The 15,316-nt window shown below is 68.7% G+C and carries 14 protein-coding genes; 5 read left to right on the forward strand and 9 right to left on the reverse strand.

Features of this window, described 5'->3' with window-relative positions; genetic code table 11:
• Window positions 1-5 precede the first annotated feature (5 nt).
• Window positions 6-1,940 (forward strand): O-linked N-acetylglucosamine transferase, SPINDLY family protein, encoded by a 1,935-nt coding sequence (locus ACW175_RS11880; RefSeq protein ID WP_492104659.1) that lies wholly within the window; start codon window positions 6-8, stop codon window positions 1,938-1,940.
• Window positions 1,941-1,962: 22 nt separating this feature from the next.
• Entirely contained in the window at window positions 1,963-2,715 is a 753-nt protein-coding gene (locus tag ACW175_RS11885; protein WP_492104660.1) for a polyamine aminopropyltransferase, read from the forward strand.
• On the opposite strand, the gene ACW175_RS11890 is transcribed toward ACW175_RS11885, so the two are convergent.
• The 4 genes from ACW175_RS11890 to ACW175_RS11905 all read right to left on the reverse strand — a co-directional run bounded on the left by ACW175_RS11890 (window position 2,712) and on the right by ACW175_RS11905 (window position 6,516).
• Window positions 2,712-4,556, reverse strand: a complete 1,845-nt coding sequence (locus ACW175_RS11890; RefSeq protein WP_492104661.1) for an asparagine synthase-related protein — start codon at window positions 4,554-4,556, stop codon at window positions 2,712-2,714. The genes ACW175_RS11885 and ACW175_RS11890 overlap by 4 nt on opposite strands.
• A 6-nt stretch (window positions 4,557-4,562) precedes the next feature.
• Window positions 4,563-4,826, reverse strand: a complete 264-nt coding sequence (locus ACW175_RS11895; protein WP_492104662.1) for a PqqD family peptide modification chaperone — start codon at window positions 4,824-4,826, stop codon at window positions 4,563-4,565.
• Window positions 4,827-4,840: 14 nt separating this feature from the next.
• On the reverse strand, window positions 4,841-5,626 hold the full coding sequence (locus tag ACW175_RS11900; RefSeq protein WP_492104663.1) for a sulfotransferase domain-containing protein: 786 nt from the start codon (window positions 5,624-5,626) through the stop codon (window positions 4,841-4,843).
• Between the two features lie 65 nt (window positions 5,627-5,691).
• A complete protein-coding gene (locus tag ACW175_RS11905) occupies window positions 5,692-6,516 on the reverse strand; it encodes a hypothetical protein (protein ID WP_492104664.1) in 825 nt (274 codons plus the stop codon).
• Between the two features lie 223 nt (window positions 6,517-6,739).
• Here ACW175_RS11905 and ACW175_RS11910 point away from each other — a divergent pair, with 223 nt between their 5' ends.
• Complete coding sequence (locus ACW175_RS11910) at window positions 6,740-6,904, forward strand: hypothetical protein (RefSeq protein ID WP_492104665.1); 165 nt, start codon at window positions 6,740-6,742, stop codon at window positions 6,902-6,904.
• Here ACW175_RS11910 and ACW175_RS11915 read toward each other — a convergent pair.
• Window positions 6,901-7,491: a class I SAM-dependent methyltransferase gene (locus ACW175_RS11915; RefSeq protein WP_492104666.1), complete on the reverse strand. Its 591-nt coding sequence runs from the start codon at window positions 7,489-7,491 to the stop codon at window positions 6,901-6,903. The genes ACW175_RS11910 and ACW175_RS11915 overlap by 4 nt on opposite strands.
• Before the next feature lie 237 nt (window positions 7,492-7,728).
• Between ACW175_RS11915 and ACW175_RS11920 the strand changes: the two genes are divergently transcribed.
• Both ACW175_RS11920 and ACW175_RS11925 read left to right on the forward strand, forming a co-directional pair.
• On the forward strand, window positions 7,729-9,465 hold the full coding sequence (locus ACW175_RS11920) for an ATP-binding cassette domain-containing protein (protein WP_492104667.1): 1,737 nt from the start codon (window positions 7,729-7,731) through the stop codon (window positions 9,463-9,465).
• On the forward strand, window positions 9,462-10,640 hold the full coding sequence (locus ACW175_RS11925) for a nucleotidyltransferase domain-containing protein (protein ID WP_492104668.1): 1,179 nt from the start codon (window positions 9,462-9,464) through the stop codon (window positions 10,638-10,640). Before ACW175_RS11920 ends, ACW175_RS11925 begins: the two co-directional genes overlap by 4 nt.
• Here the strand turns inward: ACW175_RS11925 and ACW175_RS11930 are convergent.
• From ACW175_RS11930 to ACW175_RS11945, 4 genes are read right to left on the reverse strand one after another with little or no spacing between them, the layout of a single operon-like run.
• Entirely contained in the window at window positions 10,627-11,664 is a 1,038-nt protein-coding gene (locus tag ACW175_RS11930; RefSeq protein ID WP_492104669.1) for a CgeB family protein, read from the reverse strand. The genes ACW175_RS11925 and ACW175_RS11930 overlap by 14 nt on opposite strands.
• Complete coding sequence (gene asnB, locus ACW175_RS11935; RefSeq protein WP_492104670.1) at window positions 11,661-13,541, reverse strand: asparagine synthase (glutamine-hydrolyzing); 1,881 nt, start codon at window positions 13,539-13,541, stop codon at window positions 11,661-11,663. The genes ACW175_RS11930 and asnB overlap by 4 nt, the downstream gene beginning before the upstream one ends.
• On the reverse strand, window positions 13,529-14,896 hold the full coding sequence (locus ACW175_RS11940) for an O-antigen ligase family protein (protein WP_492104950.1): 1,368 nt from the start codon (window positions 14,894-14,896) through the stop codon (window positions 13,529-13,531). Before ACW175_RS11940 ends, asnB begins: the two co-directional genes overlap by 13 nt.
• A 59-nt stretch (window positions 14,897-14,955) precedes the next feature.
• Window positions 14,956-15,312, reverse strand: a complete 357-nt coding sequence (locus tag ACW175_RS11945; RefSeq protein WP_492104671.1) for a hypothetical protein — start codon at window positions 15,310-15,312, stop codon at window positions 14,956-14,958.
• Between the last annotated feature and the right edge of the window lie 4 nt (window positions 15,313-15,316).

The following is a 15,316-nucleotide window of genomic DNA, read 5'->3' on the forward strand; positions in this document are numbered from 1 at the left end:
AGTTGTTGAAAGCGCAAGATACGATCCAGGCTTGTATAAGCCCAAAATGGGACCGGTTCGCACAACGGCGTTATTTTCAAGGGGTTAGAGAAATCGTGGAGGGGTTGGGCGAGGCGATCGATCTGGGGCCGCCGCTGACGAAGGCGACCGCGCCTTTGGCGGGCGAGGCGCTCGCGCTGTTCGAGTCGGGGCGGCGGGCCATTCTCGCCGGCGACGCGGCGGGCGCCCGAGCCTTGTTCGACGACGCCCTCGATCTCGCGCCCGGGAGCGCGGCGCTGATCCAGCAGAAGGGCGTGACTTTCCTGATGGAAGGGCGCCTCGAAGAAGGATCCCAATGGCTGCATGAGGCTGTCACGGCAGGCTTCTCGGTCTCGGCGCTGTGCGATCTGGCCACCGCCGAGCGCATGCAAGATCAGCTGGAGTCGGCTCAAGCCCACTACAGTCTGGCGCTATCGGGAGCTCCCGATCTTTCGGTGGCCTGGGAAGGGCTGGGCTATGTCAAGCGCCAGCTGGACGACCACGCCGCCGCCGTACAATGCCTGAAGCGCGCCCTCCCCGGCGCCGGCGCGCGGCGCGCAACGATCCTCTGCGAACTGATCCACAGTCTGCAATATCTGGCGGCGTGGTCGGAAATCGAGCGTCTTAAGCCAGAGCTCGAAGACGCCATGCGGACCAGCGATTGCGAAGTCGCCTCGTTTCCTCTGCTGTCGCTCGCGGGGATGGAGGCTTGCCATCTGAAGGCCGCGCGCAGCCTCGTTCTCGATAGGGTGAAGCGGGTCAGCACCGTTCCGCCGCGGTTTTCGCCGCGGTCGGCCGAACGCCTGCGGATCGGCTACCTGTCGTCCGATTTCTTCGAGCACGCCACGGCGCGTTTGATCGTCGAGGTTCTGGAGCGGCATGATCGGAACGCGGTCGAAGTGGTCCTGCTCGATCATGGCCCCGATGACGGCACACCCATGCGCCGCCGACTCGAGGCCGCCGCCGATCGCCTGGTTCGCCTGGGGGGACTATCGCACGACGATGCGGCGGAGAGCATCAGGGCGCGGGGTGTCGATGTCCTTGTGGATCTGAAGGGCAACACCGCCAACGCCCGGCCGGACATCCTGGTCCGGCGGCCCGCGCCCGTCATCGTCCACTGGCTGGGATATCCTGGCCCGCTGGGCGGACTCGTCGACGCCATCATCGGCGATCCGATCGTCATGCCCCCGGGCGCCGAGGCCGGATATGACGAAACCCTTGTGCGGCTGCCGGTCTGCTATCAGCCCAACGACTCCGCCCGCCCCGTCGGAACAAGCCCGTCACGGGTCCAGCTCGGCTTGCCGGAGGCGGGTGTGGTGTTCTGCGGCTTCAACGCCAGCTACAAGATCGGACGCGAGGTCTGGCGTCGCTGGATGCGCATCCTCCACGCCACGCCCGGCGGCGTGCTTTGGCTGCTGCAACCCAGCGACGCGACCGCGGCGGTCTATCGGCGCGAAGCCTCGTACGCAGGCGTCGATCCTGGTCGGATCGTGTTCGCGCCCTGGCTCGGCTGGAAAGACTACCCCGATCATCTCGCACGGCACCAAGCCGCGGACCTCTTTCTCGACGCCAGTCCCTATGGCGCGCACACCACGGCCAGCGACGCGCTGTGGGCGGGCTTGCCGGCCCTGACCTTCGTCGGCGAAGGCTTCGCCTCACGGGTCACGGCCAGCCTTCTGCACTTCCTCGACATGGACGACCTGATCGCGGGGTCTCCCGAGGCTCATGTCGAGCAGGCGATCGCTCTGGCGGCTGATCCGCTCGCGCGTGAGCGGATCAGGGCGCGGCTGGAGGCGGGGCGACATCGTCCGGGAGGCCCTTTCGACTCCTCCGCCACAGCGAGCGCCTTGGAAGCAGCCTATCAGGCCCTCTATCGCGACTGGGCCGAAGGTGGCGCAACCGCCCAGGCCCACCATCCTTGATCACGACCTGACAGGAAATCCCATGCTGCCTCAAGGCGTCAACGCCTACTACACCGATCTCTTCCTGCCGGCGTATCGAGCGCTTGACCACGGCGACTGGCGGGTCCGCACCGCGCCCATGAGCCTGATGCGCGGCTATTGGAGCCCGCCTCAGCTGGTGACAGACTTCGTGGCGCTCCAGCGCGGGAGCGTGACGTGGATGTCGACCTCGCCGATGGAGCTTGAAAGCCAGGAGATCGGCATTCGCTTGTCGCGCGGCCATGTCCTGATCTTCGGCTTGGGCATGGGGTGGTGCGCGGTCAACTGCGCGCTTCGCGACGAGGTGGAGCGCGTGACCGTGGTCGAGTTGGATGAGGACGTTCTGGCCCTGCACCGTGAGCTTGACCTGGCCGCGCAACTGCCGGCCGAGGCGCGCGAAAAGCTCCACATCGTCCAGGGCGACGCCTACGCCTACACGCCCGACCGGCCCGTGGATCTCCTGATGCCGGACATCTGGCTGCCATTCATGAACGCGGGGCGGGTCGATGAGGTGCGCGCCATGCAGGCGCGCGTCGGCGCTGTCGATATCTATTTCTGGGGGCAGGAGCTGGAGATCGCCCGGCACGCGCTGGCGCGCGGACGTAGTCTGGACAAGGCTGGCGTGGCGGCGACGGTCGCCGAATTCGGACTGCCGCTGCTAGGCCCCGCCCTTCCCGACTATGCCGATACGGTCCGGATCGTGGCCGAGGCGCACCTGACCCGTTGCCTGGCGACCGAGGCGCGGACGGCGGCCTAGGGCCGGTCTTTCTCCAGGGCCGCCAGCCGGGCGGCCACGCAGAGCACACGGGCTAGGTCGCCGAGCCGGCGGTCGGCCCGATCGAGTGTTCGCCCATCCAACTCGGCCAGCGTCCGGTCGACCACGTCGAAGTTGACGAAGGCGGTCGCGGCCGGATCGCCGCGAAGCTGAATGGCCAGACGCGCGATCCGCGGCCGCGCCGCGCTCAGCCGAGGAACGACGTCAGGCAACAGCAGAAACTTGCTGTCGCGCCGACGGATCATGTCGGGCAGGACGCCCTCCATCGCGGCGCGGAACGGCTGGCGCATGAAGCCGTCCTCGACCAGCAGCCATGGCGGAAGCGAAAGGCAGAACTCGACGAGGGACCGATCGAGCAGCGGAAAGGTGAAGGCCAGGCCGTGACGAGCGGCGGCGATGGAAAGGTCGTTGACGCGGTTGGCCATCAGGCCCGAGACGACGCGATGGAGACGGTCCGCGGGCCTTGCGTCGAACCCGCGCGTGCGTGAGACCCGTCGCCGCGACAGGACCTCCGCCGTCAGCAGCGACGACACCAGGGCGCGCCCAGCCAACTGCGGCTCGCGGCCCGCCAGACGCCTGACCAGGGGGGCGACCAGCACGCGATAAGCCATTCGCGGCCAAGAGACGCCCGCGCGGCGGGCCCGCGCGACCAGATCTCGCAAGACGAAAAGCGGACGCCCCGAGGCCAGGATCGCCAGATGCAGGCGCTCGTGCTGCTGGCTGGCCGTTTCGTCGCCGCCCAGGCCGCTCATCAGACGAACGCATCCGTCGGCGCGCGCCGCGGCATAGCTCTTGTCGAGCAACGGTTCGACAAGCCCCGCCAGCAGACGGTCGCAGCCTCCGACCCGGTCGAACCGCAGGGGCATTGAGCGAAACGTCGACCAGACCAGGTTCGGCTCCTGGTCCAGGACCGAGCGAATGAACGGGCTCTCGTCGTCACGATCATCGCTGAGCGCCGAAGCGGCGAGAAAGGAATAGGCCGGCACGGTCCTTTTTCGCGGACGCGCCGCGCGAGCGGCCAGGACGGCGATCGCCGAGGAATCGAGCCCTCCGCTCAGTTGCACGCCCACCCGGTCCTCATCGGCCATGCGGGCCGTTACCGCCGCCGTGGTCAGGGACAGCAACTGGCGCCGCGCTGTCGCGGCGTCACCGCGCCATCGACCGACGTCGCGTGTCCGCGGCCGCCAAGCCCGATGCGGCGCCCCTATGGCCGACGCCGTGACGGCCATGGCGCTGGCGGCCGGCAACCAGTCGACGCCTTCCAAGCCCGTCGTCTCGATGGCGGGGTGGGTGAGGCGCTCGGCCAAAGCGCCAAGATCGGCGCGCGGCGCCACCAATCCCGAGCCGATGATCCCGCTGGGCAAGGACGCGAAGACAAAGACCTTGCCCGGGATGCTCGCGTAACACAGCGGGCGCACGCCGAACGCGTCGCGCGCCAGCAGCAGGCGCTCGTCATCCGGCGCCCAGTGGGCCAGGGCGAAATCGCCGTCCAGGTGATCGGGCAGCTCCAAAGTCCACCGTCGCGCGGCGGCGATTGTCAGGGCATGGCGAGGCGTTGTCTCGGGCAGGCCCAGGTTGCGCGCGACCTCGCCCGGACGATCAAGCCGCAGGTCGCCGGCTAGCCAAGCCCCGCCGTCGCTCGCCAGGATCTGGGGCGGGTCGTCGCGCGCGAAGTCCAGGACAGCCAGAGCGATTTTCCCCTCAGCCCGAACGCTCAGACTTGGCGACAAGGTCTCGGCCGTCATCGCGCGAGCCATGGCCCGCACGATCGCCGGATCCGCCTTGGCCCCATCCAGGCGCAGGAGACCGCAGATCAGCCGCATGAGGGGTCAGTCGCCCTCGACCAGCAGCCGGTGCTCGCGCAACGCGTCGAGGAAACTCGTCACCTCGACCTCACAGACCGCCGGGGGAACGTCGAATTCCTCGCTTAGCCTGTCGATCAGCGCGGTCGATGAGGTCGGCTTCTCCAGCAGCGCCCAGATGCGCGGCCCAACCCCTTCGAGGCTGAAATAGCGGCCTTGCTCCAGACTGAGCATGAGCAAGGTGTCGTCCAACTCGCTCGTGAAGACATCGTCGCGTCGCCGGATCGCCAAGTGCGCTCCCTCCCCTAGATCGTGACCGGCGCATAGCCGAAGCGCCTCATGGTTTCGCCGTGCGCGCGCTCGATGCGCTGAACCTGGGCGGGGGCGAGCGCCTCGACCCAGGCCCCGGCTCGCCCCTGCCGGAAGAACGGCGCGGACGCGCGCGGCGGACGCTCCCTGAAGCCAGATCGGGCCTCCTGTCCGCTCAGCTCGGCGAAATCGGCATGGCGCACCGCCAGGGCTATCTCTTCGGCGTCACAGGCGACGCCGAGGAAATCCACCGCCGCGGCGAAGGCGGCCAACGGATCTTCGGTCAGGCGCTCATAGGTTACCAGATGGACGGGAACGTCCCGCTGATCGAGCCAGCTTCTGGCATGACCGCTCCAATCACTCCAATGATGCAGGACCTGATGGGAGCCCTCGAACCGGGCGTCCGGATCGCACAGCGTGGCGATGGCGCGGTCCAGGCTCGAACCGTTGTGCGCCGCCAGGGACACGGCGACGTCGCGGGGGTCCCGCAGCACGTAGAGCGCGCAGCGCGCCCCTCGTCCGAGCACGGGCTCGCCGTCGGCAAGGCGCCCATAGGCGTCGTGGACCTTCTTGACGTCCCCCGCCCGCGGATCATGGCCGTCCAGCGGCGAGAGCAGCGCCCTGGCCCTGGCCAGTTCGGCGGGACGCAGCAGAACGCTATCGACCAGCATCGCCTCTTCCAGCGGGCGCCGCGCGCTGGCGATGCCTGACCTCAATGCCAAGCCGTTGATATCCTGAGGCCCCTCCTCGCCGGCCAGCAGGTTGGACAGCAGAACGCGCATCCACGTATTCCCGGACTTGGGATACGAGGCGAGCCAGACCTGTCCGGGCGGCAGGCTCGGCATCGCTAAGCCGCGACCTCGCGCCAATGATCGAGCAGCCGCGTCACGCTCTCGTCGAGACGGTCGAGCGCATCGGGACGCGTCAGGCTGAAGAGGCCGCATCCACGCAACAGCGCCGCGGTGATGCGCGGGGCCTGGTCCGGCCGCATCAGGGCCATGGCCATGCGCGGGCGATAGCTTTCTTCCAGGAGCTTTTGGGCCCCGGCCAGACGCGCCATCGTCGTGATCCGAGGCGCCGCCGCCAGCCGGTCGAAGTCCAGGAAATAGATCCCGCTCAGCGGCCGGCTTTCGCCGCCGTGGCGCGGCGGCGCGACATAGTACTTTTCGATGTCGCTCCGCACAGCCGCCCCCTGGCCGTCGACGAGATCCAGCCGCGCAATGCTTTGGGGGGTGAGTTTCAGGCGCCGCCCATCGGCATGGACCAGCGGCCGTTCGCTCGCATCAAGAGTGATCTGGGTGACGTCGTCGCTGAGAAACTCCGCTCCGGCCTTGCAGAGCGCCGCCGCCAAGGTCGACTTGCCCGCGCCAGACGCGCCGCACAGGGCGTAGGCCCGACCTTCGAAGGCCACGGCCGACGCATGCAGAACGACGGCGCCGCGCTGATAGAGCACAGCGCCCAGACCGGTGCCGAGGACGAACGGCAGCAGATCGTCCATGTCCACGCCGGGCGACGGCTGAGCGAACAGTTCAGTCCCCCGCCGCGCCACGAAGCCGCCAAGACCGGGCATGCGCCAGAGAAACGCCTCGCCGGAATACTCCCAGAAGGTGTGGCGCGCCGTCGCCGCCTCGATATGTTCGGGCACCTCGCCCGCGGCGAACGTGACGTCCACTTCGCGGCTCTCGCAGGGGATCGCGCCCGGCAGAGCACGGTCGGAATCGACCCGTAAGCCGCAAATCAGATACGAAGGCACGTCGGGCGGGTTCCGGCGGGAAACGAAGGTTGATGACTGCCATAACTCGCCCCACGTCACAACCCGGACGAGCTTATTGCTCCTCTTCCCGTCTGACGTATAATCGTTGGGGGGCCGAAGCCCCGGTTCGCGAGGAAGCACGATGAGCGACAGCAGTCTTGATCACGCTGGAAAACCCGCCGCCGAACAGGTTGGGTTCAAGGGCGAACGCGTGTGGCGCACGCCGAGGCTGATCGCGGCAGAGGTCGCCGCCGTGACGGAAAAAGGTCTCCTGACGACCGAAACCACCCAAGGCGCCCCCAGCTAGCGGCGGCGAAAGACCACTTTGTTATAGGCCTGATCGGCCAGCCGGCGATTGTCGGGCCCGAACAGGGGCGTCGCGGGATCAGGCGGCAAGACCATCGCCAGGACCGGCTCGAAGACCCCCGCGACTTGCGTGTCGCTCAGACGAAAATTGCTATGTCTCAGGGCCAGCAGACCGCCGGGCCGCAGCACCCGAGCGAAGTCGGCGATATGCCGTTCGAACGACTCGAACTTCAGAAACTTCGCACAGCTGTCGCCAGCATGACGGTTGAGATCGCCGCGCCGCAGCACCGATAGGCAAAAGATCCCGTCTAGGCTGGCCGTCTTCAGGTTCCGGGTGTCGGCGGCGACCGCGCAGGACAATCGCGGGTCGGCGCGCGCGGCCAGCCGGCGACGGCAGGTCGCTACATGGCCGGGATGAATGTCGAGGCCCAGGATATTGGCCCGCGGAAAGCGCTCGCGCAGGCTCAGCACCTCTTCTCCCGTGGCGCAGCCGAAAGACAGCAGCTCGACCTCATCGCCCAGCGCGTCATGAACGAAGTCGAAGAGACGCGGATGTCGGTTCGCCGTGGTGCAGCCGTCGTCCTGCATGAGCCGCCCGCCAGCGGTCAGCCTGAGCAGCGCATAGGTCGCGCCCACTCGTGATCGCAGCGCCCGCCGCGCCCAACCCGGCAGGGCCGCGCGCGTCCGCATCCTCAAGCTCATGAGACAGCACCCAGTTTTCCCATTCGCAACTGAAACGAGTAGACGAAGGCGGCACAATCTTGTCCAGTCGGGACGGATAGAAACGGCTTTGACGGATCCGCCTTGCGATCGTCCTATGGCGCCTTGCTGCGGGCGGCGCGTGCATTTTACGGCGACTTCGCCCGGTTCGCCGGTGCGAGAGGGCTTGGCGTTCTGACGCTGGTCGCGGTCGGGGCGCTTTGCGAGGGCGTGGGCCTGACCTTGCTGGTTCCCATTCTTGGCCTCGCCGTTGGGGGGACGCCGCAAGGCTGGCCGACCCGCTTGGCCGAGCACGCCTTCGCCGTCGCGGGCCTGGCCAATCCCGATGCGCGTCTGGCCGTCCTGCTGGCCGGGTTTCTAGCCTTGCTGGCGCTGCGCGGCCTGGTCATGCGCGCTCGCGATATCGGCCAGATCCAGCTGCAGACCGGCTTTGTGGAGCGGCAACGACGCGATGTGATCGGCGCGCTGGCGCACGCACGTTGGGCGGTGATCGAACACCTGCGGCATGGTCGGGTCGCCCAGGCGATCGGCGGGGATGTCCTGCGTGTGGCGGCCGTCTCGAACTTCGCGATCCAGGCGACGATGGCGGCCGTGGCGGTGGCGGTGCAAATGGTTCTGGCTTTCGCGCTCTCGCCCACCCTGACGCTGGCGGCCGGCGCCTTCGCCCTGGTCAGCGCGGCCACCCTGGCGCCGTGGCTGCGCCGGGTGTTCGTCGTCGGCGGCGCCCTGGTGCATCTGCAGGGGCAGGTGATGGAAACGATGCGGCAATTTCTTGGAGGCATGAAGCTGGCCGTCAGCCAGAACCTGCAAGGCGGTTATGTCGCTCAGGTGGAAGCGGCGCTGGCCCAACTGCGTGAACAGCAGATTGACCTGACCCGCCGACAGGCGAAGCGACGCCTGGCCGGTTCGATCATCGCCGGGTTGGTCGGCGTGCTGATCGTGTTCGTCGGCCTGCGCGTGCTGCACGCCCAGCCGCTGGTGCTGTTAGCGGTCCTCGCCCTGCTCGCGCGCGCCGTGGGCCCCGCCACACAGATCGCTCAATCGGCTCAGGCTTTCGTCCAGGCCCTGCCAGCCTATGCTCAGGTGCGCTCACTGTGCGACGAACTGGCCGCCTCACCGGCGCCCGTCGCGAACGACGGCATCGTCGCCGTCCCGCCGCGTGCCGCGCTAGCCCTACGAAAGCTCACCTACGTTCGGGATCGGGAGCCGGTTCTGAAAGACGTCGACCTCGCGCTCGCGCCAGGGGCCTTCGTCGGGCTCACCGGCGACTCCGGCGCGGGAAAGAGCACCCTGGCCGACCTGCTGGTCGGCCTAGTGACCCCGACCACAGGGGATGTTCTCGTCGCGGGCCAGCCGCTTACCAGCGACAGGCTTCCAGCCTGGCGCGATCGCCTCGCCTACGTGTCGCAGGATCCCTTCCTGTTTCATGACACCATCCGCGCCAACCTGACCTGGGGCGCGGCCGACGACGCCGAAGAGGCCGATCTCTGGCGGGCTCTGGCCTTGACCGGCGCCGAAGCGCTGGTGGGCGGCCTGCCGCGTGCCCTGGACACCGTGATCGGCGAGCGCGGGGCCCTGGTGTCGGGCGGCGAGCGCCAGCGCCTGGCCCTGGCCAGAGCGTTATTGCGCCGACCCGACTTCATGATCCTGGACGAAGCCACCAACGCGATCGATGTCTACAGCGAGGCTTTGATCCTCTCCGGGCTGAGGACATTGGAGCCCCGGCCGACCATCCTGCTGATCGCTCACCGACGAGAGAGCTTTCAGGCCTGCGATACGGTCATGCAACTCGAAGCGGGAAGGCTGTCGCCGCGAGCCGCCTGGGTCCCGGCGCGCGCGTGAGCAGCGATCCGGCCTTCGCGCTGCTTCTGGCCTGCGTCGCCTGGCCGCCCCGTCCGTCCAGCGGCGCGGATATCCGGGCGGCCGCCGAACGTGTCGAGGACTGGAATCAGGTTCAACGCCTGGTCATCCGCCATCGGGTCGCGAACCTCGTCGTCGAGGCGCTTGATCGCGCCGGGGTCGCGCCACCGCCTTCGCATCGACTCAGGCTGATGACGCGCGCCGAACGCACCGCTCGACGCGACGCCCTGATGAGCTTGGAGACCGCGCGTCTGCAGGCCCTTCTCGACGCGGCCAACATTCCCAACCTGGTGCTGAAGGGCGCCACCTTGTCGGCCTTGGCCTATGGCCGAACCGGCCTCAAGCAGTCGCTGGACATCGACTTGCTGATCCTGCCCGAGCATGTCCGCGCGGCCTCTGGCGTTCTTGAGGCGGCTGGCTACGCGCGCGAAACGCCCGCATTGGACCTGCCGGACGACCGGCTCGACGCGGTCGTCGCGCTCACCCGCGAAGGCGCGTTTCGCCGCGGCGCCGACGGCCTGTTGGTCGAGCTCCAATGGCGGGCCGATATCAACCCGCTTTGGCTGGTGGGCGTTGACGCCAGCTCGCAGACCCAGACCGCCTACCTGGAGGGCGCGCCGCCCCTGCGCACCCTGGCTCCCGAGCTGCTGTACGCCTATCTCTGCGCTCACGGGGCCCGGCATGGGTTCGCGCGCCTGAAGTGGCTGGCCGATCTTGGCGCCCTGATCGCCCGCCAGCCGCCTGGTCAGATCGAGGCGCTGCATGCCCGTGCGGAAGCCTTGGGGGTTGGTCGGGCCTCCGGCCTGTCCTTGCGTCTGTGCCAGCGTCTGCTGCGCCTGGAGCTTCCGTCGACGCTATCGGCCCGGCTCGCGGGAGACTGGTCTTTGGGATGGCTCGAAGCGCTGTGCCTGGATTTCATGACCGGGGGCGACGGGGCCGAAGCCGAAACGCGACCGCTCAATCTCTATCGTCTTCTGGTTCTGCAAATCCTCCTCAACGATCGCGGGGATCGACTGAGCGCCGAGCTGAAGCTGCGCTGGGCCAGTCCGCGAGACCGTATGGCCGTTCCCCTGCCCGCCTGGGCCAGCTTTCTCTATCCCGTCCTGCGCGTACCGCTTTTCGTGGCGCGTCGACTGGGTGGGTTCAGCGCTCCCTGAGCGCGGTCTCAAGGACGTCGACCATCTGGCGCGCGCGGTCATGGACCGAATAGCCGCTGGCCAGGCAGCGGCGGCGGCCCGCTTCGCCCAGCGCCGCGCGCCGCGTCGCGTCGGAGAGGTACCGCCGGGCCAGGGTGATCATCTGAACCTCGTCAGCGAAACCGGCGTATTCCACACCATCCTGGAAGTGCGCGTCGTGCTCGTCGGTCCTCTCGGCCAGCATCGGGCGGGCGGCGGCGGTGATCTCGAAGCTGCGCTGGGTGATCCGGTCGCGATTTTGCCGACGCAAAAAGCAGAGGGCCAACCGTCCATGATGCAGCGCCCGCACATAGTCGGGGCCGAACGCGGCGGGGCGCAGGGTGATCGCCGGATGCAGTCCACCGTGCGGCCAGCCGCCGATCGCGCCGCCGTAGACGACCAGGCTCAGTCCCGCCTCGGCAAGACGGTTCATCGCCTGGGTCCGCTCGGCCTCGAACGAGCCGGCGAAGACCAGGTCGAACCGTTCGAACTCCTCGCCCACCTCGCGCGCGCTCAAGGGGCGATGCAGGACCGGATCATAGGCCTTGCCCACCAGCATCGGCCGGCGCACGCCACGCTCGGCCAGTTCGGGAAGATTGAAGGTCTTGGTGGTGAAGAAGATGTCCCAGTCCCGCAGCGAGGCGCGAACGGGGGCCTTGAGGTTACGCGGATTGAGCGGGTCGTCGGGCGTATAGTAGGCGAGAACCCTGGGGCCGGCCCCGCGCAACGCGGCCAGGTCCTGGGGTCCGAAGACCTTGCTGCTGTCGATCAGCACCACGTCGGGACGCGTCTGGGCGACGAACGCCAGGAGTCTCGCCCGCTCTCGCGCCGCGTCGATCGGCCATCCCAGCCGCCAGGCGAGCCGCTGGCCAAGGGTGGCCGCGTCGGTTGGCGCCGTGCCGGCCTCATGCCCCAGCACCGTCAGGCCGGGCACGGCGCCGAACGCCTCGAGCCTTTGCAAGGCGGTGCTCCCGGCCCAGAACGGTCCGTGGTAGACGAGCTTCACGCCGCCGCATCCCAATCCACGGCCAGGCTGGCGGGATCGATGTCGAAGCGCCTCAGGAACGACTGCGCCGCCAGGGCGCGCCAGATCAGATCGGCCGAGCCTTGGCTCTGGCCAGCCGCCAGACGCTCGATCTGGCCTTCCATGAAGGCGGCGTCGTAGAGCTTCATGTCTCGCGCGCGTTCACCAAGGGTCTCGGCGCGGACCCAGTCGAGCTCGGCGTTCAGAAGGTCAGCCAAAGGCGTGTGAAAGCCGATCTTGTCGGTGCGGTCGATAACCGTCCGCGGCAGGAATTCCGCACAGGACTGGCGCAGAATCGCCTTGCGCCGTCCCTCCAGGAAGAAGGCGCGCGGCTCCATGCCGGTCGCCACCTCCGCCAGGCGGTGGTCAAGGAACGGCATGCGTCCCTCCAGCGAATGGCGCATGCCGTTGTGATCGTCGTAGCGAACCAGATGCGGCAGGGCCAGGGCCTCGACGCTCTCACGCCAGAACGCCCCTCGCGCGCTGAGCGGAGAAAGCCGCGGGCCATGGCCGCCGCGCAGATGCGGCGACAGCCAATGAAAAAGGCGCTGCCGGGACCGCTCGCGCAGGGTCCGCTCGATCTCTGGCGAGATGGCCGAACCCAGGACCCGCAGCGCGTGCGCCGGACCTCGACCCAGACGCGGCAGCTGGCCCAGAGCCCAGACAGCGTCACCCTCGCGCAGGGCCGAGGCGACCACCGAGGAGGACATGTAAGGATAGCCCAGCAGGAGCTCGTCGGCTCCCTGACCTCCGAGCAGCACCTTCGCTCCAGCCTGGGCGGCGGCGGCGGCGAGGGCGTCGTGGGCGATGATCGAAGGATCGCCGAACGGCCCGGCCTGGGCTTCGATGACGCGATCGAGGCGTTCCGAGAGGACCATGTGCTGGGAGGGGAAGGTCTCGATATCGAGGCGATCGCCCCATTTGGCCTTCACCGCCGCCACATAGCGGCTTTCGTCGCGCTCCGCGCCCTGGGCCTGGGCGGTGAACACCTTCAACGGCGCGCGGTCGCCCCGCGCGGCCAGGACGCCGACCACGGCGCTGGAATCGATGCCCCCCGACAGCGTCGCCGCCAGCGGGGTGTCCGCGGCGGTCTGCGAGATCACCGCCTCGACGAAGGCGTCGCGGAAGGCGGTTTGGGCCGCGGGGTCGAAGGGACGTCGGTCCGGGCGCGCGGCCGCTGGAAATCGCCAGTAGCGCTCGGGACGAACTTGAGGATCCGCCGGATCGATCCAGGCCGAGCACCCCGCGGGAAAGCTCAGGACATCCCGGAAGAACGTCCTCTCGGCCAGATGGCCCCAGGCGCCCGTCGCCAAGAACTCCGCCAGGGCGCCGGCGTCGGCGGCCGGGCGTTCGCCATCGGCCAACAAGGGCCCGACCTCGCTGGAAAAGGCGAGGGCGCCGCCCGCCAGCCTTCGCCAGTAGAGCGGCTTTTGTCCGTAACGATCGCGCGAGACCAACAGCCGCCGCGTGCGGTTGTCCCAGAGCGCCAGGGCCCACATGCCCACCAGCCGCTCAAGACTGTCCGGGCCCTCCAGCGCCAGAGCCGCCAACAGGGTCTCGGTGTCGCTTTCGGAGCGGAATCGCCAGCCGGCGCGCGCCAGGGCCGGACGAAGGGCTCGGTGATTGTAGATCTCGCCGTTGTAGGTCAGGGCATAGCGGCCATCCGGTGAAACCATCGGTTGGCGGGCGCGATCGGAAAGATCGAGGATCGCCAGACGCCTGTGGGCCAGCGCCACGCCTGTCGCCAGGAAGATATCTTCGCCGTCGGGGCCGCGATGGGCCATGAGTCTGTTGGCGCGGCGCGCGAACGCCTGGCCCGCCGCCGGGTCTTCGCCGAGCCAGGCGGCTATGCCGCACATGCCGCCGCTCGCGGGGGCGCCGATCGCGTCGACAGGGCGCAGGCCAGCGCCATCACCAGGGCCATGGCGGGCGTACGCAGCGGATAGTCGACCAGCGAGTGCGACAGCAACAGGCCGATGACGATGGTTCCGGCTCGGCCGAGCGGATCATAGAGCGACCCAAACCAGTGTTGGCGCACGGCCAGGCCCCACCACGCCAGGAAGGCCACGATCAGCGCCAGTCCGGGCCAGCCCGCCTCGAGCCAGAGCTCGGCGAAGTCGTTGTGGGCGTGGTTGAGGTAGAAGGGGTCGATGTCCTCCAGTCGCTCGGCGGCGCGATACACAAGGTCGAAGGATCCAAGGCCCGCCCCCAGGGGCTGGTGCAGGCGCGCCAGTTCCAGCACCTGAGGCAAGAGCTGCCAGCGCCCCCCACCCTGCCCGTTCTCGAAGCGATCGAGGATCAGCCCGCCCTTGGCCAGGACGATCATCGCGATCAGCGTGGCCATCGCCGTCAGCGCCGCCGACCACGCGAGCGTCCGTCCGCCGAACGCGTCGCCGCGCCGAGGCGACCGCAGAACCAGGAAACCGCCGGCCAGGGCCGGACCGGCCAGCATAGCGCCCGCCCGGGACAGAGTCGCCAACGCGCCGACGATCAGCAACGCCATCAGGATCAGCGCCACCGCCGGCCGAAAAATCGGGCGGCCGGGCGACGGTTCGGCGCGCGCCAGGGCGGCGGTAAGAACCGACGCCGAAAGCAGGAATATGGCTTGATGGTTACGGTTGACGAAGAAGCCGAGGGGCTGGCCGATGGGCGCGAGAGGGCGCCATCGCAGATAGCCCGCCTCTCCGCCGGCGGCCTGGATCGCGGCGACCAGAAGACCCAGGATGCCCGCCCCGACCACCAGCATGGTCAGGCTGGCGCGCTGTCGCGCGCCCATGGGCGCCACCGCCAGGAAGAGCGCGGCCGGAGCGATCAGGCTGAGAAGCGCGCGTTGCGTATCCGCCGGCGACAGCGTCATGGGCCGCCAATGCTCGGGCAAGCCGGCCAGGGAAAGGGCCCGCGCCAGCGGGGCGTGGCCCGGCAGCTCGGTCCAGACGCCGGGCGGAAGCGGCGCTAGCTGCAGAAGCGGCAAAAGCGCCATGGCGCCCAGGATCGACATGGGCAGGATCTGATCCGCGCGCGCAAGATCTGTTCGCAACATCGCTGGCCCCAGCAAGGCCAGTCCGACCAGTTGCACCGCCATATGACCCAGAGGATCGAGACGGCTCGCCCCGCCGAGCAACAGGCCAGCGACGAGCACGACGGCCGAAACCATGAAGATCGCCTGGGCGTGCCGATCCTGCCTGGTCTCGCGCCAGCCCGCGCCCAGAACCACGCGCCTCAAGGACCGTTCCATCGTTGGGCGGTGCGCCGAGACTCAGCCGCAGGATCCGTTCAGCCGCTCTTGCTGTTGTCGCTCGCCTCGATCACCACGGCTGTCGTGGCCACGGCGGCCGCGACGCCGGTGAACGCGCCCGCGCCGCTCTGCCAAAAAGCGCCCTTGCGCCAGAAGCGGCCAAACTTCCGATAGTTGAAGCCCTTGCGCGCCGTTTCCGCCTGTTGCGCCGACTGGACGGCCGTCCCCGCGGCCGGATCCTGCATGTCTTCGGATACCTCGTCGGCGCCGATCGAATCCATGGCGGACGAGATGGTCTCGAACTTCGGCGCCAGGGGCGCGAATACATCAGCCGCCAGGGCCGGCCCCGCGAGGGTCAGGAAGCTCACGGCGGTCACGGTCAGAATCTTGCGCACGAGG

The organism is Caulobacter sp. FV1ye6ST, assembly GCF_058681225.1.

Bases quoted from the DNA above. Each gene is read 5' to 3' on its own strand.
- ACW175_RS11890 (WP_492104661.1), bottom strand. From the start codon at position 4,556: ATGCGGCTGATCTGCGGTCTCCTGCGCCTGGATGGGGCCAAGGCGGAT.
- ACW175_RS11915 (WP_492104666.1), bottom strand. From the start codon at position 7,491: ATGCAGGACGACGGCTGCACCACGGCGAACCGACATCCGCGTCTCTTC.
- ACW175_RS11910 (WP_492104665.1), top strand. From the start codon at position 6,740: ATGAGCGACAGCAGTCTTGATCACGCTGGAAAACCCGCCGCCGAACAG.
- ACW175_RS11885 (WP_492104660.1), top strand. From the start codon at position 1,963: ATGCTGCCTCAAGGCGTCAACGCCTACTACACCGATCTCTTCCTGCCG.
- asnB (WP_492104670.1), bottom strand. From the start codon at position 13,541: ATGTGCGGCATAGCCGCCTGGCTCGGCGAAGACCCGGCGGCGGGCCAG.
- ACW175_RS11900 (WP_492104663.1), bottom strand. From the start codon at position 5,626: ATGCGCGTTCTGCTGTCCAACCTGCTGGCCGGCGAGGAGGGGCCTCAG.